Origin of the sequence: Arthrobacter cheniae (assembly GCF_003602275.1) — a bacterium.
Classification (GTDB): Bacteria; Actinomycetota; Actinomycetes; order Actinomycetales; family Micrococcaceae; genus Arthrobacter_D; species Arthrobacter_D cheniae.
Window position 1 is genome coordinate 348487 of sequence record NZ_QZVT01000002.1, and the last position, 18738, is coordinate 367224.

The 18738-nt window shown below is 70.0% G+C and carries 17 protein-coding genes and 1 tRNA gene; 6 read left to right on the forward strand and 12 right to left on the reverse strand.

The window, feature by feature from the left end; all coding sequences use genetic code 11:
* Nucleotides 1–34: 34 nt before the first annotated feature.
* Genes D6T63_RS04910 through D6T63_RS04920 form a run of 3 tightly spaced genes read right to left on the reverse strand, consistent with a single transcriptional unit; the run spans nt 35 to nt 3872 of the window.
* A complete protein-coding gene (locus D6T63_RS04910) occupies nt 35–898 on the reverse strand; it encodes a glycosyltransferase family 2 protein (protein WP_120147896.1) in 864 nt (287 codons plus the stop codon).
* Nucleotides 895–2460, reverse strand: coding sequence for a PfkB family carbohydrate kinase (locus tag D6T63_RS04915; protein ID WP_120147897.1), 1566 nt, complete (start codon nt 2458–2460; stop codon nt 895–897). The genes D6T63_RS04910 and D6T63_RS04915 overlap by 4 nt, the downstream gene beginning before the upstream one ends.
* Nucleotides 2460–3872 carry an aldehyde dehydrogenase family protein gene (locus tag D6T63_RS04920; protein ID WP_120147898.1) on the reverse strand — a complete coding sequence of 471 codons (1413 nt, stop codon included), beginning with the start codon at nt 3870–3872 and terminating at the stop codon, nt 2460–2462. Before D6T63_RS04920 ends, D6T63_RS04915 begins: the two co-directional genes overlap by 1 nt.
* A gap of 355 nt (nt 3873–4227) precedes the next feature.
* Between D6T63_RS04920 and D6T63_RS04925 the strand changes: the two genes are divergently transcribed.
* Nucleotides 4228–5385, forward strand: a complete 1158-nt coding sequence (locus tag D6T63_RS04925; protein WP_120147899.1) for a glycosyltransferase family 9 protein — start codon at nt 4228–4230, stop codon at nt 5383–5385.
* On the opposite strand, the gene D6T63_RS04930 is transcribed toward D6T63_RS04925, so the two are convergent.
* The 7 genes from D6T63_RS04930 to D6T63_RS04960 all read right to left on the reverse strand — a co-directional run bounded on the left by D6T63_RS04930 (nt 5351) and on the right by D6T63_RS04960 (nt 12141).
* The gene (locus tag D6T63_RS04930; protein WP_120147900.1) at nt 5351–6076 is read right to left on the reverse strand and encodes an SDR family oxidoreductase; all 726 of its coding nucleotides are present in this window, start codon (nt 6074–6076) and stop codon (nt 5351–5353) included. The two genes, D6T63_RS04925 and D6T63_RS04930, sit on opposite strands and share 35 nt — an antisense overlap.
* 61 nt (nt 6077–6137) lie before the next feature.
* Nucleotides 6138–7505 (reverse strand): D-glycero-beta-D-manno-heptose 1-phosphate adenylyltransferase, encoded by a 1368-nt coding sequence (gene rfaE2 / locus D6T63_RS04935; protein WP_120147901.1) that lies wholly within the window; start codon nt 7503–7505, stop codon nt 6138–6140.
* Complete coding sequence (locus D6T63_RS04940) at nt 7502–8071, reverse strand: D-sedoheptulose-7-phosphate isomerase (protein ID WP_120148055.1); 570 nt, start codon at nt 8069–8071, stop codon at nt 7502–7504. Before D6T63_RS04940 ends, rfaE2 begins: the two co-directional genes overlap by 4 nt.
* 137 nt (nt 8072–8208) lie before the next feature.
* A complete protein-coding gene (locus D6T63_RS04945) occupies nt 8209–9498 on the reverse strand; it encodes a glycosyltransferase (RefSeq protein WP_120147902.1) in 1290 nt (429 codons plus the stop codon).
* Nucleotides 9495–10496, reverse strand: coding sequence for a glycosyltransferase (locus D6T63_RS04950; RefSeq protein ID WP_120147903.1), 1002 nt, complete (start codon nt 10494–10496; stop codon nt 9495–9497). Before D6T63_RS04950 ends, D6T63_RS04945 begins: the two co-directional genes overlap by 4 nt.
* Nucleotides 10493–11611, reverse strand: a complete 1119-nt coding sequence (locus tag D6T63_RS04955) for a glycosyltransferase family 9 protein (protein ID WP_235830559.1) — start codon at nt 11609–11611, stop codon at nt 10493–10495. The genes D6T63_RS04950 and D6T63_RS04955 overlap by 4 nt, the downstream gene beginning before the upstream one ends.
* Complete coding sequence (locus D6T63_RS04960; RefSeq protein ID WP_120147904.1) at nt 11593–12141, reverse strand: D-glycero-alpha-D-manno-heptose-1,7-bisphosphate 7-phosphatase; 549 nt, start codon at nt 12139–12141, stop codon at nt 11593–11595. The genes D6T63_RS04955 and D6T63_RS04960 overlap by 19 nt, the downstream gene beginning before the upstream one ends.
* A 130-nt stretch (nt 12142–12271) precedes the next feature.
* Here D6T63_RS04960 and D6T63_RS04965 point away from each other — a divergent pair, with 130 nt between their 5' ends.
* On the forward strand, nt 12272–13321 hold the full coding sequence (locus tag D6T63_RS04965) for a glycosyltransferase family 9 protein (RefSeq protein ID WP_120147905.1): 1050 nt from the start codon (nt 12272–12274) through the stop codon (nt 13319–13321).
* A gap of 37 nt (nt 13322–13358) precedes the next feature.
* Here the strand turns inward: D6T63_RS04965 and D6T63_RS04970 are convergent, their stop codons facing one another.
* Nucleotides 13359–14189, reverse strand: coding sequence for a sigma-70 family RNA polymerase sigma factor (locus tag D6T63_RS04970; protein ID WP_120147906.1), 831 nt, complete (start codon nt 14187–14189; stop codon nt 13359–13361).
* 241 nt (nt 14190–14430) lie between these two features.
* A complete protein-coding gene (locus D6T63_RS04975; protein WP_120147907.1) occupies nt 14431–14937 on the reverse strand; it encodes a MarR family winged helix-turn-helix transcriptional regulator in 507 nt (168 codons plus the stop codon).
* 165 nt (nt 14938–15102) lie between these two features.
* On the opposite strand from D6T63_RS04975, the gene bcp reads away from it, so the two are divergent.
* From bcp to D6T63_RS04995, 4 genes are all read left to right on the forward strand, one after another.
* Nucleotides 15103–15576 (forward strand): thioredoxin-dependent thiol peroxidase, encoded by a 474-nt coding sequence (bcp, locus tag D6T63_RS04980; RefSeq protein ID WP_120147908.1) that lies wholly within the window; start codon nt 15103–15105, stop codon nt 15574–15576.
* 70 nt (nt 15577–15646) lie between these two features.
* Nucleotides 15647–15728: transfer RNA gene (locus D6T63_RS04985), tRNA-Leu, on the forward strand.
* 269 nt (nt 15729–15997) lie between these two features.
* Entirely contained in the window at nt 15998–16708 is a 711-nt protein-coding gene (locus D6T63_RS04990) for a fasciclin domain-containing protein (RefSeq protein ID WP_120147909.1), read from the forward strand.
* A 205-nt stretch (nt 16709–16913) separates the two neighbouring features.
* Entirely contained in the window at nt 16914–18656 is a 1743-nt protein-coding gene (locus tag D6T63_RS04995; protein WP_235830560.1) for an ABC transporter substrate-binding protein, read from the forward strand.
* Nucleotides 18657–18738: the final 82 nt, after the last annotated feature.

Sequence of the window (18738 nt, forward strand, 5' to 3'; positions counted from 1 at the left end):
TCCCTGCATGGTGGCGCTCCCGGCGGGGGCGCCGTCACTGGCCCAGGATCACGTGGGCAGCGTCTATCTCACGGTCGGTCACCGTGGTGGGCGCCTCGAGGTGCACCGCGCCGGAGGGGATGATGCCTGCTCCGCCGTAGCGCTCCATGACGCGCCACTGCGCGGCGACGTCCTCTCCGGCGTGCCCGGGCGGAAGCCTGTCCCAGAAATCGAACCCACCGCACGCCACGAGGGCCTCGCGGTCGAACAGGACGCACCCGCCCACCCACGCGACGCGGTACAGCCGCCACTCCCCCTGCGGGATCCCGAGCTCGGCGGCGGCGTGGGCGAGGTTGGCGGCATTGTGGAGGGGCCAGCGGGAAAAACCCTCACTCCCCGGCCGGATCCGCTCCGGGAGCACCTCGTCGTCCGGCCACAGAGCCAGCCCGATACGCTCGTGCGGCCTGCGGTCGGTGAGGTAGGACAGACCCTGCACGGCAGAACCGATGAACCCGCAGCCCGATGCCTCCAACGCCCTGCTCATCCGTACCAGCGAGCCGGGTTCGAGCCATACGTCGTTGTCGAGGAAGAGGACGAAGGGGGCACTCGCCAGTCCCAGGAGGTAGTCCCGGTGCTCGGCGAGCCCCCTGCGGGGCAGGTGACGCTCGAGCTGCACGCGGTGGCCCTGGGCCTCGAGGACCCGGACCATCGCCCGGACCGCCGGCTGCATGAAGGAGGCGGCCTCGCCCTCGGTCTGGTCACTGACGATGACCCGGAAGGGCACACCCTCCTGCGCTGCGAGCCCGGAGAGCGTCACGGCGAGTTCCGCGGCCCGTCCGTAGGAGGGGATCAGCACGTCGACGAGAGGCTCCTCGCTGGGAGCCTCGAGCGCCCACTCCCCCGACCAGCGTGGTGTCACGGCGCGTCACCGGGGACCGGCGTCGACCGGATCCTGCGCACCACGGCGGCGGTCGAGCGCTCGGGCACGTAGTCGAGGATGCTGACCCTGCCCCCGCAGGCCTCGACGGCCGGCGTCTCCTCCAGCATCTGCGCGGTGTAGTCACCGCCCTTCGCATAGACATCGGGCCTCAGGAGCTCGATCAGCGGGACAAGGGTGTCCGTATCGAACACGGTCACGTAGTCCACGCAGCTGAGGGATGCGATGATCCCGGCACGGTCGGCGATCGGGTTGATGGGCCGGTCCGGTCCCTTGAGCCGACGGACGCCGTCGTCGTCGTTGAGAGCGACGACGAGGATGTCGCCGAGCTGCTTGGCCTGGTTGAGGTAGCGCGTGTGGCCGCGGTGCAGCACATCGAAGCAGCCGTTGGTGAGGACGATGCGCCTGCCTGCTGCGCGGTCCTCCTCCACCCGCCGCAGGAGGTCGGCCGTCGAAAGCGCGGTGTCCGCGACCTGCTGGAGGTGGCGCGTGAGATCCGCCGTCGTGCAGACGGAGGTGCCCGGGCGGTGCACGACGACGTCGGCGGCGGCCTGGGCGAGGTCGAGGCTCGTGGTCAGCGGGAGCCCTGCCGCTCGCGCGACGGTGAGGCTCGCGACGAAGGTGTCTCCTGCGCCGGACGCCTGCTTCTCCGTGGCGGGCCTGGCCCACGTCCGGTGTCCGCCGCCGTCCCGCGTGAGGAGCACCGTCCCGTCACGGTCCAGTGTCACGACGACCGCGGCGGCGTTGGTCGCCGCGAGCAGTTCGGCACGGCGCGCGGTAACTGCGGCAGCCCTGTCCGAGCGCGGATCGAGGCGGGTCGCGAGGACCTGCGCCGCTTCTCCGGCGTTGGGCGTGACGAGGTGCGGATTGAGCTCCGACCAGGCAGCGGTATCGTGCGCGTCGACCACGATCAGGATGCGCGGGTCGATGGCCGACACGGCCACGAGAGCCGCGCGGACCTCGTCGCCGAGCGCGCCCGAGCCGTAGTCGCAGACGACGACGGCGTCCACCCCAGCGACGGCGTGCGGGACCCGGGCGGCGAGCGCACTGATCGCCGGCCCGGGGAGCTGGTCGTGCGTGTCGTCGAGGCGCAGCATGACCTGGTCGCCGCCGAGGATCCGGTACTTCGTGGTGGTGCCGACGCGATCGTCCTGCACGAGGTCGGTCGTGTCCACACCGGCGTCATCCAGGATCGCGCGGAGGCGGCGTCCGGCGTCGTCGGTCCCGATCAGGCCGCACATGCGCACCCGTGCTCCGAGGGCGGCGAGGTTCATCGCGGTGTTCGCCGCACCACCGGCTGCGTAGTCGCGGCGCGTGATGTCGACCACGGGTGCAGGCGCCTCACGGCAGAAGCGCTCGATGGTTCCGCTCCACCAGCCGTCCAGCATGGCATCGCCGACCACGGTGATGCTCGGGGCACGGTCTGCGATGGCAGCGGGCACCCAGGCAGCGAGCCCGCGTACCTCCGAGAGCTCGTCCCCGTCACTTCCCCCGTCCGGTTCGTCCGCTGCGGGGCCGAGCCGGTCCTGGAACGATTCCGCCATCAGGCGCCCCCCTGCGGCGGCGAGCTGATGTGGACGACCTTCACGAGGGCGAACTCGTCGAGGAGTTCCGGTCCGTAACCGAAGCCTGCGCCGCTGATGCCGCGCGGCTGGGCGGACCCGCCGGGCGCACCACCGAAGACGGCGTTCACCTTGACCGTGCCCACGGCGAGTCCGGCGATGGCCCGCTGCGCGTGTGCGATGCTGCCGGTCAGGACGGAGGCCGCCAACCCGTAGGGTCCGGCCGCGGCCAGGCGAAGACCTTCGTCGAAGGTGTCGACGACGGTCACGGGGGCGACGGGTCCGAAGGTCTCCTCGGTCATGACGGTCATGGTCCCGGTGCAGTCGGCGAGGACGGTCGCCGGGTAGTGCGCTCCGGGGCCTTCCGGGACAGCGCCGCCTGCCAGGCAGCGCGCCCCTGCGCGGATCGCCTCGCTGACCTGGGCATCGACGGCGTCCCGCATGCGGCGATCGACGAGCGGCGGGAAACTACCGCTCGCGGTACGGGTGCGGGCCTCCTCCGTCAGTGCGGCGAGGAAGGGCTCGGCAATGTCCCGGTGGACGTAGATGCGTTCCACGGACGTGCAGATCTGGCCTGCGTTGGCGAAGGCTCCGAGGGCTGCCTGACCCGCTGCCCAGACCGGATCGACATCGGCGTCGACGATCAGGGGGTCGTTGCCGCCGTTCTCGCGGATGACGTGGGCTCCCGTGAGGACTGCGGCCCGCGCGATCCGCGCACCCGTGGCACTGGAACCGACATGGGCGAACACGTCGACGTCGGTCTCCATGGTGATCATCTGCCCGACCTCGGCGCCACCCGTCAGGGTGGTGAGGACGCCGTCGGGGAAGGACGGCTGGAGCAGGCGTCCGAGCAGTTCGCCCACGTGCGGGCAGCGCTCGCTGGGCTTGTGGATGACGGTGTTGCCCGTGACGAGCGCTGCACCGATCAGACCGGCCGCCACAGCCACGGGATCGTTCCACGGGGTGAGGAGGACCGCGACGCCGCGCGGCTCGGCGACGGTGTAGTCGGTTGCGGTCACGGCTCCCCGCAGGCTCAGCCCGCGGTGCACCGGACCGAGCTCGGCGTACTGTTCGAGCGTCGAGATGCCTGCCTCGATGCCGCCGAGCGAGTCCGAGAACGGTTTTCCGGTCTCTCTGGTATTGAGTTCCGCGAGTTCCCGGGCTCCGTCGCGGAGGGCTGCCGCTGCCCGCCGGAGGGCTGCTCCGCGATCGGCCGGGCTGGTGGCCGCCCACTCGGGCTGTACCGTCCGGGCCAGCGACACCGCAAGGGCGACCTGCTCGCGGGCGGTACCGGGCAGGGTGCCCACCTCGGTGCCGTCCACAGGACTGACGATCGTGATGGACGCGCCCTCCTGCGCATCGAGCAGGGAGGGTGCCTGGGACTGGACGGACATTGCGCTCCTTGATATCGACTGACTGCAGAGGTGCCGCTGCTCTTCGTTCCGGCAGCACGGCTAGTGGTTCCATACCCCCGCTCCCGCTGCTTCACACAGGGAGTCAGCTGATTTCTCCGCCGCGCCGCGCAGCCATCAGCACGCTTAGCATAGGGTGGCGGAAACAGGCCCGGCGGTTCCCGGGCGCCAGGAAAAGGCGTGGACAGCAGCAGCAGCGCTGTGTAGAGGTGGAGGGGGACCCCGAGCCGGCTGCGGTGCGTGCGCAGGGCACCAGGGGTCCATCAGCGGGTCATCGACAGTCTCCAGCTGCGAGCTTCATCAGCAGTGGTGGCGGACAGGAACGGGGAAGGGCTTCATGCGGAACGCGAACACGACGGCGGACTTCGGCGGACGACAGGACACGGCGAGGTCCGTCGGACCCGTCCTCGCCCCGTTCGAGGACGTGCGCCGGATCGCCGTCCTGCGCGGAGGAGGCCTCGGTGACCTCATGTTCGCCATGCCGGCCATCGCTGCCCTGAAGCGCTGCTACCCCGATGCGGACATCACCCTGCTCGGCATGCCGGGGCATGCCGCCCTCCTGGAGGGCAGGCCCGGTGCGGTCTCCCGCATCGTCGAGCTTCCCTACTTCCCCGGAGTCCGTCCGGGCCATGACGAGGATCCTGTCGCCGTCGAGCAGTTCTTCGCCGGCCTCCGCGGATCCTTCGACCTCGCTGTGCAGCTGCACGGTGGTGGACGCAACTCGAATCCCTTCCTCCTGCGCCTGGGCGCGCGCCACACCATCGGTACGCGGACGCCCGACGCCGTCGGGCTGGAGCGGACCATTCCCTACGTGTATTACCAGCACGAGGTCTTCCGCGCGCTCGAGGTCGTCGGGCTGGCGGGCGCCGTGCCGGTGGACCTCGAACCCCGCCTGGACCTGAGGCCGGAGGAGGTCGAGCGCGCGGCGCAGCTGACAGGCGGCGGACCCGTGGTCGCACTGCATCCCGGAGCCACGGATCCCCGCCGACGGTGGCCGTCGTCGTCGTTCGCGGAGGTCGCACTGCGCGCGGCGGCCGACGGGTGCGAGGTGGTGGTCGTAGGGGACGAGACCGATGCCCCGACGGCGGAGGAGATCGTCCGCCTCGCCCTTGAGGCGGACCCGACCGCGAACGTCCGCTCGCTCGCCGGTCGGCTCACCCTGGGAGAGCTCGCCGGGATCCTCGACCGGAGCGCCGTGATGGTCGGCAACGACAGCGGTCCGCGGCATCTGGCCCAGGCGGTCGGCACGCCGACGATCGGCGTCTACTGGATCGGCAATGTGATCAACGCGGGCGCCATGGGACGCTCACTCCACCGCGTGCACTTCTCGTGGGTGACCCGGTGCCCGGTGTGCGATGTGGACGTCACGCAGGTCGGCTGGACGGCGACACGCTGCGAGCACGATGACTCGTTCGTTGCGACCGTCCAGCCCGACGCCGTCTACGCGGACGTGGCGGAACTCAGGGCCACGAGCCTTCTTCTGCGTGGGCGATGACCATCTCGCGGATCTCGCAGCTCTTGGGCTGCGAGAGCGCGAAGAGGATCGCCTCGGCGACCCGCTCCGGGTCGTTGAGCCGTGAGTCGTCCTGCGGCTTGTACTGCTCGTCGCGATCGTCGAAGAACCGTGTCTTCATGCCGCCGGGAATGATCGTCGTCACCCCGATCTGACCTGCCGTCTCGGCTGCGAGGGCCTGCGAGAAACCCATGACGCCGAATTTCGAGGCGCAGTAGGCCGTCGCGTCGCCGACGGCCTTGATGCCGAGCGTCGAGGCGATCGTCACGACGCGGCCGTGTGTCTTCTTCAGGTACGGCAGCGCGGCGCGCGCGGTCGACGCCGTGCCCATGAGGTTCACGCCGATCACCTTCTCCCACTGGTCGGCGGGGACGGTATCGAGCGCACCGCAGCGGTCGATCCCGGCGGCGGTCACGACGGCGTCGAGCCCGTCCATCATCTCGGCGGCCTCCTGCACGGCTTTCTCGACGGCCTGCCGGTCGGCCACGTCCACCTCGAAGGCCTTGACGCCGGTCACGCGGCTGATGTCGCGGTCGAGGACCACGGGGGTTCCCCCGGCCCTGATGACGCCCTGCACGATGGCGGCGCCGAGGCCGGAGCCTCCGCCGGTCACCAGGACGCGTCCCGGGTTGAAGCCGTTCGTTCCTGTGGTGGTCGTTGCGTTCTCAGTCATGCTGTTCCCTTCGGTGCTTGGCTACGGACCGACGGTTCGGTCCGGCCGGATTTGCAGCTCGTTACCCGACGCGTGCGAGCGCGGCTGCGAGTTTGGTGGTGGAGCGGGCGGGTATGTAGGGGACGGTGACCGTTCTGCCGCCCCAGCTGCTCACGAGTGCGGCTTCGGGGAGGTCCTCCGCCGCGTAGTCGCCGCCCTTGACCCAGATGTCGGGCTGCAGGCGGGAGATGGCGTTCTCCGGTGTCGACTCGCTGAAGACGAGGACGGCATCGACGCACTCGAGCGCGGAGAGTAGTTCGGCGCGGTCCTCCTGCTTGATGATGGGGCGGTGTTCGCCCTTCAGCCCCCGCACGGATTCGTCGGAGTTGAGGCAGACGATCAGGCAGTCCCCGAGCCGACGGGCCGCCGCGAGCGTCCGGGCGTGGCCGGCGTGCAGGAGGTCGAAGCACCCGCCGGTCGCCACGACGGTGCCGCCGGCTTCCCTCGTGCGCTGCGCGACGGTCAGGGCATCGAGTCCGTCGACGGGCAGTTGCCGGGGAGCGTCTTCGACCCGCCGACCCATGGCGCCGACGCCGCCGGACCCGAGGAAGTGCGCCGCGGCCTCCGTCGCCTGCTGCGCGGCCGCATCGATGGGGAGGCCCTGCGCGAGGCCGGCGGCGAGGGCCGAGGCGAAACGGTCTCCTGCCCCGCACGGGTCGGCGGCGCCGACCCGTGGAGCGGGCACCACCTGGGGCAGCAGGCCGGACGCTACGACGAGGGCTCCGTGTTCGCCCATCGTGACGATAACGGCCCGGCTCCTCCAGGCGGCCAGCAGCACGTCGGCGGCGGCGGCGGCGGCCTGGGTGCCGGGGCCCCTGACCTCGGCGAACCGGAGTGCTTCTCCGAGGTTCGGCGTCACGGCGGCGACCCCCGGTACCGGCTGCGCCCCCGAGGGGTGGGGATCCCATACCACCGGAGTGGATTCCACGAGCGCTTCGAGGCGAGCACGGAGCTCCTCGTTCGCGAGCAGTCCCCTGCCGTAGTCCGCCGCGATGATCGCGTCGGCGCCGTCGAGCGCTGCGAGCATGTCCGCCGTGCACCCCGGAACGGGCGGCGTCGCACATCCCTCGTCGAACCGGACCACGGGCTGGCCAGAAGCACGGACGCGCGTCTTGACGGGCGTGGGCGCACCCGAGGGGCCCGCGACGAGGGTGATGCCGTCCAGCTCGGCGCGGAGCAGGGCAGCGGAGTCGTCGTCACCGAGGACCGTCACCAGAACGGCATCGTGCCCGTCGGCCTGCAGCATGCGGGCCACGAGACCTGCGCCGCCCGCGCGGCGCTGGACGGCGTCGACATCGACGACGGGCACGGGTGCATCCGGCGACAGCCGGCCGGCTCCACCGGACAGATCAGTGTCGAGGAGGACGTCCCCCACCACCACGATCCTCATCGCTGCTCCTCCTGACGACGACGGTGCACTTCTGCGTCGAAGGCCCGGCAGATGGCGTGGAGGGCGATGAGATGGCCCTCCTGGGCATTGGCGGACTGTGCCTCGACCGCCACGAAGTCGTCCACGCACTCGGTCAGGGGATTCGGTCCGGCGCCTGTGAGCGCCCAGGTGGTGATTCCGGCTGCCCTGGCGGCGGCGACGGCGTGCAGCAGGTTGGGGCTCCTGCCGCTCGTGCTCAGCAGGACCAGGATGTCGCCGGGACGGCCGTGGGCGCTCACCTGGCGGGCGAACATCCGGTCGAATCCGTAGTCGTTCGCGATGGCGGTGACCGCGGAACTCTCGGCGTGGAGCGAGATCGCGGAGAACGGTTCGCGCTCCCCGTCGAAGCGGCCCACGAGCTCCGCCGTGAGGTGCTGCGCCTCCGCGGCGGACCCTCCGTTGCCGGCCGCGAGGAGGCGCTGGCCCGTCATCAGGCGCGAAGCCAGTTCCACCCCCCATGCCGCGAGGGTCCCGGCGTTCTGCGCCAGGGACTCGAGGGCGGGGGTCACGGCCCGGAGGTGCTCCATGACGATCCGGCGCGCATCCTCCTGGACGACATCCTGCGGACGTGCTTCCTGGACGCGGCGGTTCGGGGACGTCGGTAGCGCCTGCGGCGGCGCAGTGTCGCTGCGTGTCTGCAGATATGCGTCTGTAAGGTGCGTGGTCACAGTGCCCTGCCTCCGGTGCTCTCGAGTCGACGCGCGGCACTCCGCCGCGCGGTGGCCGGTTGGGTGGGTGCCGCCGCGCCCAGTGCCGACTGGTAGGCCCTCTCCGTGTCGGCGGCGATGCGGCTCCAGGAGTAGCGGGCCCTGACGCGGCGATGACCGTGGTCACCGAGTTCGCGCGCCCACTCGGGATCGGCGATCATCTCGGCGACAGCGGCGGCGATCGCCCCGGAATCCTGCGGCGGGACGTGGAGACCGGTCTTCCCGTCCACCACGGTGTCGACGAGACCTCCGACCGCCGCGGCGATCACGGGTACGCCGCAGGCCATGGCTTCGAGTGGAACGATGCCGAACGGCTCGTACCAGGGAGCACAGACGACGGCGTCGGCGCTCCGGAGGACTGCCGGCATCTCTGCGCGGGAGACCTGGCCGCGGAGGATCACCCGGTCGGCGATCCCGAGGTCAGCGGCCAGGCCGAGGAGCCGCTGCGCCTCCGGATCATCCTCGAGCCCGGAGGTGTTGCCGCCGCCCACGATCACGAGCTCGACGTCGTCGCGCCCTTGGTCCGCGAGGTCGCGGAGGGCGCGGATGACGAGGTCCATGCCCTTGCGCGGGACGAGCCGCCCCACGCTGACGATCCGATGGGCGCGGCCGCGGTCCTCCACCGGTCCCCGGGGAGTGAACAGCTCGAGATCGACGCCGCAGGGCGCGATCGAGATGCGACTGCCGGACACTCCCATGGCCTTGAGCTCGAACACCTCGTCCGAGCAGGTGGCGACGACCCGGTCGGCACTGCGGCCCACCATGGCCTCCAGCATGAGCCGCTCGGACGGGCTCGTGTCCTCCGAGCCCTGGTGGCGCCGCTTGACGGTGCCGAGGGCGTGGAAGGTCTGGAGGACCTGCACGGGCCGGCCGGCGCTGCGCGACTGGCGCGCGGCGTCGAGCGCTGCCAGGCCCGACATCCAGAAGTGCCCATGGACGATGTCTGGTGGCTCCTGTCCCCAGTCCTCGACGATCCCGTCCGCGAGGTCACCCATGAACGGCAGGAGCATGTCCTTCGGGACGTGGCGGACCGGACCGGCCGTGATGTGCACGACCTCCAGATGCGGGTCCGTCCGTACCCGGTCCGGCAGGGCGGGGTCGTCTCGGCGCGTATACACGGTCACATCGTGTCCCCGGTGGGCGAGCGCCAGGGACAGTTCGGCGACGTGGACGTTCTGCCCTCCGGCGTCGACTCCTCCCAGGGCCGCGAGCGGGCTTGCATGCTCAGACACCATCGATATCCTCACTGTGCATTCCTTTCTGTAACCGCCAGGACCCGGTGCCGCGTCGGCTCCTGCTCGAGGACGTCGTCCCAGTCGGCGAGGAACCGGGCGAGCCCGTACTGTTCGAGGGCCGCTTCGCGAGCGACCAGCCCCCGTGCTCGAGCCTCATCCGGGTCGGCGATGAGGCGTGCCGCCATACGGACGAGGTCGTCGACGCGCGTCGAGATGGCGCCGGCTCCGGCGGGGACCGCGCGTGCGGCCTCCGTCGTCGCGAGCGCCAGCACCGGAAGCCCCACGTGCATGGCCTCCAGGAGCGAGAGACCGAGCGAGGTCCACCGCAGCGGGTGCACATACGCCCGGGAGCGCCCCAGCCTGGCGTGCAGCTCCGCCATCGGCAGGTCACCGCCGATACGCAGCTCTCCCGGACCGAGATCGAGTGTGTCGCCGAGGCCGTCGGTCCCCATGCCGAAGACTTCCACGGGCGCGACGCCGGCGAACCGCGGGAGGAGGTCGGTGCCGGTGATGCGGCCGCGGCGGACCGGCTCGTTGATGACGGCGGCGAGCTGCTCGACCTCACCGGTGTAGAGGTAGCCCGGATCGACGATGCCGTGCTCGATGACCGTGGTGCTCGCTACGCCGCTGTCCCAGAACAGCTCGTTGAAATGGGTGACGTGGATGACGGGGATGTCCGTCTGGGCGGCGAGCGGATGGACCGTGCCCACGATGTCCCGGCGCGGAGTGTTGTGCTCGAGGAACACGGCCGGAAGGTCCTGGCCGGGCGTCCGCCCGAGCAGGCGTTCGCACTCGGCGATCTCCTCGATCCGCTGCAGGACGACGAGGTCGATGTCGGCGTCCGCGAGGTCGGAGGGTGCCACCTCGATGACGGATGCGGGCCAGTCGCGCCCCGCCCGCCCGAGACCCCAGGCGCCGCCGTCGGGCGTGGTGGGCAGCACGTAGGTGTGCCTGCCCCTCACGAAGGCGTCGGTCCACCCGCCGTGGACGTGCCATAACAGGATCCTCATCGGTTTCCCCTCGTTGTTCTGCGGCCGTCGGTGCGGCCGATGCTGCGGCGTGAGCCGAGCGACGATATTCCGGAGCTGAGCCGGAGGACGGCGTCGACGACGTCCTCGGGTGAGACGTTGGACAGGCACGGATGGCCCTGGACGGGGCAGATCCGGGCCCGGCTCAGTGCGCAGGCCGCATCTTGGTCCCCGAGGAGTTCGACCGGGACGCGGTACGGGGCCCAGCGGATGGCCGGGACCACGGGTGAGAAGAGGCAGACGACCGGAGTGCCGACGGCGGCGGCCAGGTGGGCGGGACCGGTATTGCCCGTGATGACCACGGAGGCCCCTGCGAGCACGGAGCCCAGCACGGCAAGGTCAGTACGGCCGCCGAGGTCGACGGCTTCCGGACCGGCGACGGTGGAGGTGAGGTCCGTCTCGGTGGGTGAGCCCGTGACCACGACGCGGAACCCGGCAGCGGTCAGGAGTTCGACGGCGGCGGCGTGATGCAGGGGCGGCCATGCCCGGGCGGGCACGGAGGCGCCGGGGTGCACGACGACGTAGGGTCCTCTACCGACGAGGGCCGAGGCATCGGCGAGGTGCGTCACCTGGAGCCTGCCGTCGTCGCCGGTCGGGAGCGCGTACCCCGCGGCCTCCGCGATGCCGAGCGCCCGCTCGGCCTCCGGCTGGTCCTCCGGGAAGTCCTCGCCCGGTTTGAGCCGGACATCGAGCAGCGACCCCGCGTAGTCGACGGATGCGCCGGCGATCCGCCGCACCCCCGCGAGGCGGAGGAGGAGTGCGAGCGGCAGGGGTGACTGATGGAACGACGTCAGGATGACGGCCTCGTCGACGCCCAGCGCCACCAGGGCGTCGTGCAGTTCTCCGACGAGGTCCGGCGTGAGCTCCGGGGCCGGGTCGATGATCCACGGAGCTGACCAGGTAAGGACGTCGACGACGCCGGGCAGGAGCCTGGCCGCGGCTGCACCCTGCGGGCCGCACAGCATGACGACGTCGTTCGGCGAGTCACCGTGGTCACCGGCCGCGATGGCGCGTACGGCAGGACCCGCGAGGAGGACATCGCCGGCGCTGTCGAGGCGGGCGACGAGGACGCGGCGCCTCACACCGTGCCTGCCCACAGCGATTCCACGGCTTCGGCGAGACTCCCGGCGACGGCGGGAGCCGCGCTGATCTCCTCCTCGAGGGTGATGTCGGTCGGGACCAGGACCGCACGAGCGCCCGCGGCCGCAGCTGCGCCCATGTCCGCTCCAATGTCCCCGATCACGGCGACCTCACCGGGCTCGAGCTGCAGGCGGGCACTGGCCGAGAGGACCATCCCGGGACCGGGCTTGCGGCACGAGCAGGCGTCGCCGGCACCGTGGGGGCAGATCTCCCAAACGTCGAAGGGGCCGAGCAGTTCCTCCACGCGGGCGTTGACGGCGTCGACCTGCTCGCGCGTGATCAATCCCCTCGCGATGCCGGACTGGTTGGTCACCACACCCACGGGGATGCCGCGTGAGCGCAGGCCGTCGAGGACCTCGCGGGCGCCGGCCATGGGCTGCACCAGGGACGGGTCGCCGTTGTACGGGACGTCCACGACGATGGTCCCGTCGCGGTCGAACAGGACCGCCCGGGGGGCGGTCGGCGTGAGCTCGGCCGAAATATGCATACAGGCTTAGTTCCCGAGAAGCAGCAGTACTAAACACTTCTCGCCGAACTTCTTCTCCTGCTCCTTCTTCCGGCCCCGTCCGACGGCGCCGCGAGCAGTACCCGTTCGATCCTCTGGCAGGATGATCGGCATGACTTCCGAGGGCACGAGCGCCGCGAGCGCCCAGCAGCCGACCCCCCTGACTTCACCTCCACAGCCGGCCCCTTCGGAGCCCCGGAGTGCACGCGGAGTTCCCGCGTCGACCCCCGCCCCTGACGGGCGCCCCGAGATCCTCGCACTGCGCGCGTTGAAACTCGGTGACCTCCTCGTCGCTGTTCCCGCCCTCAAGGGGCTGCGCAGGGCCTTCCCCGAGCACCGCATCCTCTACGCCGCGCAGGAGTGGCTCCGCCCGATCATCGGCCTCACCGATGCCATCGACGACCTCCTTCCCACGCACGGACTCGACGATCCCCTGCCCATCGAGTACGGGCGGATCGACCTCGCCGTGAACCTGCACGGCAGCGGAGGGGAGAGCAGGGCCCGGCTCGAGGAGATCGGCGCGAAGCGGCGCATGGGCCACCGGTCACCGGGCTGGGACGGGCCGGGCTGGCAGGACGGCGTGCTCGAGCGGGACCGCTGGGCGCACCTCGTGAGCTGGCACGGCGTGCCGGCCGACCCACTGGACTGCAGGCTGCGCGTGCCCGACGGCGAGAGCCCTGCACCCGAGGCCGTCGTCGTACACGTGGGCGCCGCGTACGGAAGCCGGCTGTGGCCCGTGGAGCGGTTCGCCGAGGTCGCTCGCACCCTGGCTGCGGCGGGGCACCGGGTCGTCTTCACCGGCAGCGGCAAGGAGCGGGCCCGCGCGCTCGCCGTCGCCGACGCCGCCGGCCTGCCCGAGGACACGGTAGCCGCAGGCCAGCTACCCCTCGACCGCTTCGCACGGCTGATCGCAGGAGCATCACTGGTGATCTCGGCTGACACGGGCGCTGCGCATCTGGCGTCGGCCTACGCCCGGCCGTCCGTGGTGCTGTTCGGTCCGGCGCCGGCGTCGGAGTGGGGACCCCCGCCGGGACCGCACACGGTGCTGACGGACGAGTCCCTCCGCGTCGGCGAGACCTTCTCACCCACGCCGGATCCGGCCCTGATGGCCGTGACGGTCGAGCAGGTGCTGGCTGCCGCGGCGAACCACGGCATCAGCTGACGCAGGCGCGGTCCGCTTCCGAGCGGGATTTCCCGAATCAGGCGATGCTCGTGCGCAGTCCCCGCTGGTCCTGCTGCGCGGGTGCGCCGAGGAGGCGCTTCTGGAGCTTGACCAGGATGCGGGCGAGCATTCGGGAGACCTGCATCTGTGACATCCCCAGTTCGTCGCCGATGGCCTGCTGCGTCTGCTCCATGAAGTAGCGGCGGTACAGGAGCTCCTTCTCGCTGGCATCGAGCTCATTGACCGCGCCCCGCAGCGAGATCATGTCGTCACTGCGCTCCATGCCGCTGGAATCCGCCGCCAGGGTGTCCGCCCAGCTGCGGCCCTCGAACGGAGCATCGAGCGAGTCGGGTCGCAGGCTCCAGTGGGAGGCCTGCGCTTCGAGGACCTTGTCCTCCGGCCAGCCCAGTTCGATCCCGAGTTCCCGCGCCGTCGCCTCCCGTCCGAGCCGCTGCGCCATGGCGGGTGCTGTGCGGGCGATCTCCGTCCGGAGATCCTGCACATCCCGAGGAGGTCGGACCACCCAGCAGGAATCCCGGAGGTAGCGCTTGATCTCCCCCGTGATCGTGGGCACGGCGAACGAGGCGAAGGGCACACCGCGGGCCGGATTGAACCGCTGTACCGCCTTGATGAGCCCCAGGTACGCGACCTGCCGGATATCCGACGCCTCCGGCCCGGTCGTCGCGAAGGACCGGGCGACCGCTTCGGCGATGTCCATGTGGCGAAGCGCGATATCGTCCTGCAGCGCCGCCTTGAGGGGACCCTCCGTACACGTACCGTTTACAGCCCGGTCGTCGACGGCGGGCACTCCTGCCGGCGGGCGCCGGAGGCCTCCGATGATCGACTGGGGTGCGGCGGTACTCTGCATGCTGTTCTCCGTTGGGCGCTGGACACGTACGCTTCCCAACAAAACATCAGCCTGCTTAGTACGCAACCTGTTTCTACTACTGCACTGCTTTCTCCCTAAACCTTTCCTTTTTCACCAGGCTCGTGTAACGCCGCGCATCGCCAGGTGCCTCCGGAGGCATGCAGAAAGCCCCCTGCCTCGGTGGCAAAGGGCTTCGATAGTGTCGTCCTGCCGGTGACGGCGTTGGGCTGCAGCCCTGGCGTCAGCCGGGTACGGTTGCCGCCGGCCCTGACGCGCCGGGATTCTCGAGCGACGAGCCCTCAGCTGACGGGCTCGCAGCGGGCCAATTCCAGCGGGGCGCTCCCAGTTCCCTGATGACGACCTGCAGGTGGCCCCGCAGCTCGTCCGACACGAGCCCTCCGCCCGCGACGAGCGTCCGCTCGATGTCGTCGGCCGCTTCGAGGACATGCCGACCGCCGGGAGCGATCGAGACCATGTGGGAGCGACGATCGAGGTCGTTCCGCACCCTCGTCACGTGTCCCCTCGACTCGAGCCGTGACAGCGTCTTACCCATGGTCTGCGCCTGGACGCGGACGATCTGCGCGAGGCTGGCCTGCGTCATGGCGCCCTGGTCGGCCAGGACGCCCAGTGCGATTACGCCTGCATGGGTGACCCCGATGTCCACGAGTCGCTCGTTCCACGCGTGCTCGACGAGCCGCGCCGCCGTCGTCAGCAGTCGACCGGTGGGCCATTGGTCCAGATCGGGCATAGAACCGTGCACTTCCTCTCACTCGCGGAACCGGCGACCGCCTCGGCGTCGGATCCTCTACCTATGATAGCTAGGATGGCTAGTCAATCCCCACGGCAGTAGCCCGGGGCTCGCTTTCCGGCGGGTCCACCGCTCCGGCCGCTCGTTCGATCCTCAGGAGTATGCATGTCAGAACGACTAGCCGCCGGCGAGAGTGCCCCCGACTTCACGCTCGATGACGCCGCAGGCAACGAGATGACACTGTCCTCCCTCCGGGGCGGGAAAGTCGTCGTTTATTTCTATCCGGCCGCCGCCACCCCCGGTTGCACCACCGAGGCGTGCGACTTCCGCGACAACCTCGCCTCCCTCGGCGCCGCGGGGTACACCGTCCTGGGGATCTCCCCCGACCCAGTCGCCAAGCTGGCCTCGTTCTCCGAGCAGGAATCTCTCACCTTCCCACTCCTCTCCGACGAGGACCACGCGGTCGCAGAGGCCTACGGCGCGTGGGGCGAGAAGAAGAACTACGGCAAGACCTATGAGGGACTCATCCGCTCCACGATCGTCGTCGACGAGGAGGGCAGGGTTGCTCTGGCGCAGTACAACGTGCGCGCGACCGGCCACGTCGCGAAGCTACGTCGCGACCTCGGGATCGATCAGTAGGGAGTCCTGCCCCTGCCTCCCATGGCGCTAAAGTAGGAGGCAGGGTGCCCCTCTGGCGAGGCGCATCGAAGCGCGAGTGGCGGAATTGGCAGACGCGCTGGATTTAGGTTCCAGTGTCTTCGGACGTAGGGGTTCAAGTCCCCTCTTGCGCACATCAAGGCCCTGGCCGGAGTGATCCGACCAGGGCCTTTCCGCTGCATGCAGGGATTGTCCTCCACGCCGCCGACGCCGGTATCACCGCAGGTCACGGGCAGGTCACGGCGTGCTGGGCCCAACCGTGCGCGGAAATTTAATTTTGCAGAACCAACCCATCCACCCCCACCGGTCCCCCGAAGTAACTGTGAGACATCGACACGATGTGTTTCATCAAACAGTCACAGACCGCAGGCACTCGCCGGGTCACTTCTACGGAGGAAATCTCATGGAACTCACCAAGCGCAGGAACCTCTCGATCCTCGGGATCGCAGCCGTCTCGATGTTCGGTCTCGCAGCCTGTGGCGGCGGCACCGAATCAGCGTCCGAGGCCACCCCGAGCAGCATGGCCAGTGAGACCAGCATGGCCAGCGAGTCCCCCTCGGCAGAGGCAAGCATGAGCCCCTCGGCTTCCGCTGACGCCGCGATGGACCCCGCCGCCAACCTCGTAGGCCCCGGCTGTGCCGGCTACGCCGAGACGGTTCCCGACGGCGCAGGCTCGGTTGCCGGCATGGCCCTCGATCCCGTAGCGACCGCCGCGTCCAACAACCCCATCCTGACCCAGCTCACCGCTGCCGTCTCCGGTGGAATCAACCCCGACGTCGACCTCGTCGACACCCTCAACGGTGGCGAGTTTACCGTCTTCGCCCCGGTCGACGAGGCTTTCGCAGCCCTGCCCGCCGAGGCCGTCGAGGGCCTCAAGACCGACACCGAGGGCCTCTCCAGCATCCTCACCTACCACGTCGTGCCCGGCAAGATCCAGCCGGCCGAGCTCGAGGGCACCACCCAGACCACGGTCCAGGGCGCCATGCTCGAGGTCACCGGCTCGGGCGATGAGCTCAAGGTCAACGATGCCAACGTCATCTGCGGTGGCGTCCAGACCGCCAACGCCGTCGTGTACCTGATCGACGCCGTCATGATGCCCCCCGCAGCCGGCTAAGGACCACTGATCTCCCTGGTTCAAACCTCTAACGCGTTCCAGGGATAACGGACGGACCCTCTCACCCCCGCGGTGAGGGGGTCCGCTCCTTTGTCGTCGGACCCGCGTACCTGAGTGGCAGGGACAGGAGGATCGCCTAGACTGAGGGCTTCCAACCCCCGGATCGCCAGGACCGGGATTCCCCTGCCTTTCGGAGATCCTGCTTGTGAAGAACGCCGCCGCGCGCCGCGCCCGCCACGGACAGGCTCCCACCAGGACACTCGCGCACCCGCTGCGGGCCGTGATCGCGTTCCTGTCCGTGGCCTCGCTCGTGTCGTGCACCGGTGGCCAGGTGGCACCACCACAACCCTCCGCGACGACGACGCCGTCCGCTACTGCTGCCGCTGAAGTCTCCACCTTCACCTTCGGGACCGCTGCCGATCCCCGCACCCTCGACCCCGCACTCGCCAATGACACGGAGTCCTATCGCGTCACCCAGCAGATCATGCAGGGCCTCGTCGGGGTCGACCCGCTGACGTCGGAGCCGACGGCGCTGCTGGCCGAGTCCTGGGATGAACAGGACAGCGGCCGTTCCTACGAGTTCACGCTGAGGGACGACGTTGTTTTCCAGGACGGGGAACCCTTCGACGCCGCAGCCGTCTGCGCGAACTTCGACCGCTGGTACACCCTCCCCGCCACCGCTCGCACCGGTACCGGCCGCCTGCCCTTCGAGAATGTCTTCAAGGGCTACGCGGACCAGCCCGAGACAAGCCTGTACGAGGGCTGTACGGCTACAGCTGAATACACGGTCGACCTGCAGCTCGCCGGCCGGATTACCGGCCTGATCCCCGCGCTTGCCGCTCCGGCCTTCGCCATCTCCTCCCCCGCCGCACTGGAGGCGGGCGCCGCGAACGACCTCACGGAGTCCCTGGACGGAGCGCCCATGTCCCGCTACGGGCAGGCTCCTGTCGGAACGGGTCCCTTCCAGCTCGCCTCATGGGAGCCGGGCGGGGTGGAACTGTCTTTCTTCGACGGGTACTGGGGCGAGCGGGGCGAGGTGGACCGCGTCGTCTTCACCACCATCTCCAATCCGGACTCGCGAGCCAGGGCCCTGACCTCGGGCCGGATCGACGGGTACGACTTCGTCTCCGTGGACAGCGCCGTCGATCTCGCCCGCAACGGCCTGCAGTTCCTGCAGCGGGATCCCTACTCCGTGCTGTACCTCGGAATGAACGAGGACTTCCCCGGGGTGGACAACCTGCTGTTCCGGCAGGCCGTAGCCCACGCCATCGACAAGGACGCGCTCATCCAGGGCCGCTTCCTGGACGGTACGAAACCGGCCCGGCAGTTCATCCCCGAGAAGCTCGGCGTCAGCGGCGAGACGGTGGAGGCCTACGGCTACGACCTCGGTCGGGCGAAGGACCTCCTCGACCAGTCCGGGTACGACGGGCGCGAACTTCCCTTCTACTATCCCCGCAACGTGTCCAGGGCATACCTGCCGTCCCCGGAGAAGGCCTACGCCGAATTGAGCCGCCAACTGACGGAGGCCGGATTCGTCATCAAGCCCGTACCGATCGACTGGAGCGAAGGCTACATCGAGGCGGTCCAGCAGACGGGCGACCGGGCCTTCCATCTGCTGGGCTGGAGTGGCAGTTACGAGGATCCGGACAATTTCGTCGGAGCCCTGTTCGGCGCCTACAACGAGGAGTTCGGCTACGAGGACCCGCAGTTGTTCAGCAAGATCAACCGCGCCCGCGGACTCCCCGCCGACGAGGACCGAACAGGGGCGTATGCGGACATCAGTTCCCAGATCTCGGCCCGGATCCCGGCCGTCCCCCTCGCCTTCCCGATCTCCGCGCTCGCGATGAGCGCACGGGTGACCACCTACCCCGTCAGCCCCGTGATGAACGAGGTCTTCAACCGCATCGACCTGGCCGACGTCGAGCCGAGGCCCGAGCCGTCCAGCTGATGCATCGTGCGTATCCTTCCGGTACTTCTCGACGGGGGCGTGCGGATTTAAATATGGTCACCGCCAGACGCTAGGCTTTCCC

What these genes read in the sequence shown, in the direction of transcription:
- D6T63_RS04970 (WP_120147906.1), bottom strand. Translation starts at nt 14,189, where the DNA reads ATGCAGAGTACCGCCGCACCCCAGTCGATCATCGGAGGCCTCCGGCGC.
- D6T63_RS04920 (WP_120147898.1), bottom strand. Translation starts at nt 3,872, where the DNA reads ATGTCCGTCCAGTCCCAGGCACCCTCCCTGCTCGATGCGCAGGAGGGC.
- D6T63_RS04940 (WP_120148055.1), bottom strand. Translation starts at nt 8,071, where the DNA reads ATGGAGCACCTCCGGGCCGTGACCCCCGCCCTCGAGTCCCTGGCGCAG.
- D6T63_RS04975 (WP_120147907.1), bottom strand. Translation starts at nt 14,937, where the DNA reads ATGCCCGATCTGGACCAATGGCCCACCGGTCGACTGCTGACGACGGCG.
- bcp (WP_120147908.1), top strand. Translation starts at nt 15,103, where the DNA reads ATGTCAGAACGACTAGCCGCCGGCGAGAGTGCCCCCGACTTCACGCTC.
- D6T63_RS04915 (WP_120147897.1), bottom strand. Translation starts at nt 2,460, where the DNA reads ATGGCGGAATCGTTCCAGGACCGGCTCGGCCCCGCAGCGGACGAACCG.
- rfaE2 (WP_120147901.1), bottom strand. Translation starts at nt 7,505, where the DNA reads ATGAGGATCGTGGTGGTGGGGGACGTCCTCCTCGACACTGATCTGTCC.
- D6T63_RS04925 (WP_120147899.1), top strand. Translation starts at nt 4,228, where the DNA reads ATGCGGAACGCGAACACGACGGCGGACTTCGGCGGACGACAGGACACG.
- D6T63_RS04990 (WP_120147909.1), top strand. Translation starts at nt 15,998, where the DNA reads ATGGAACTCACCAAGCGCAGGAACCTCTCGATCCTCGGGATCGCAGCC.
- D6T63_RS04960 (WP_120147904.1), bottom strand. Translation starts at nt 12,141, where the DNA reads ATGCATATTTCGGCCGAGCTCACGCCGACCGCCCCCCGGGCGGTCCTG.
- D6T63_RS04965 (WP_120147905.1), top strand. Translation starts at nt 12,272, where the DNA reads ATGACTTCCGAGGGCACGAGCGCCGCGAGCGCCCAGCAGCCGACCCCC.
- D6T63_RS04930 (WP_120147900.1), bottom strand. Translation starts at nt 6,076, where the DNA reads ATGACTGAGAACGCAACGACCACCACAGGAACGAACGGCTTCAACCCG.
- D6T63_RS04950 (WP_120147903.1), bottom strand. Translation starts at nt 10,496, where the DNA reads ATGAGGATCCTGTTATGGCACGTCCACGGCGGGTGGACCGACGCCTTC.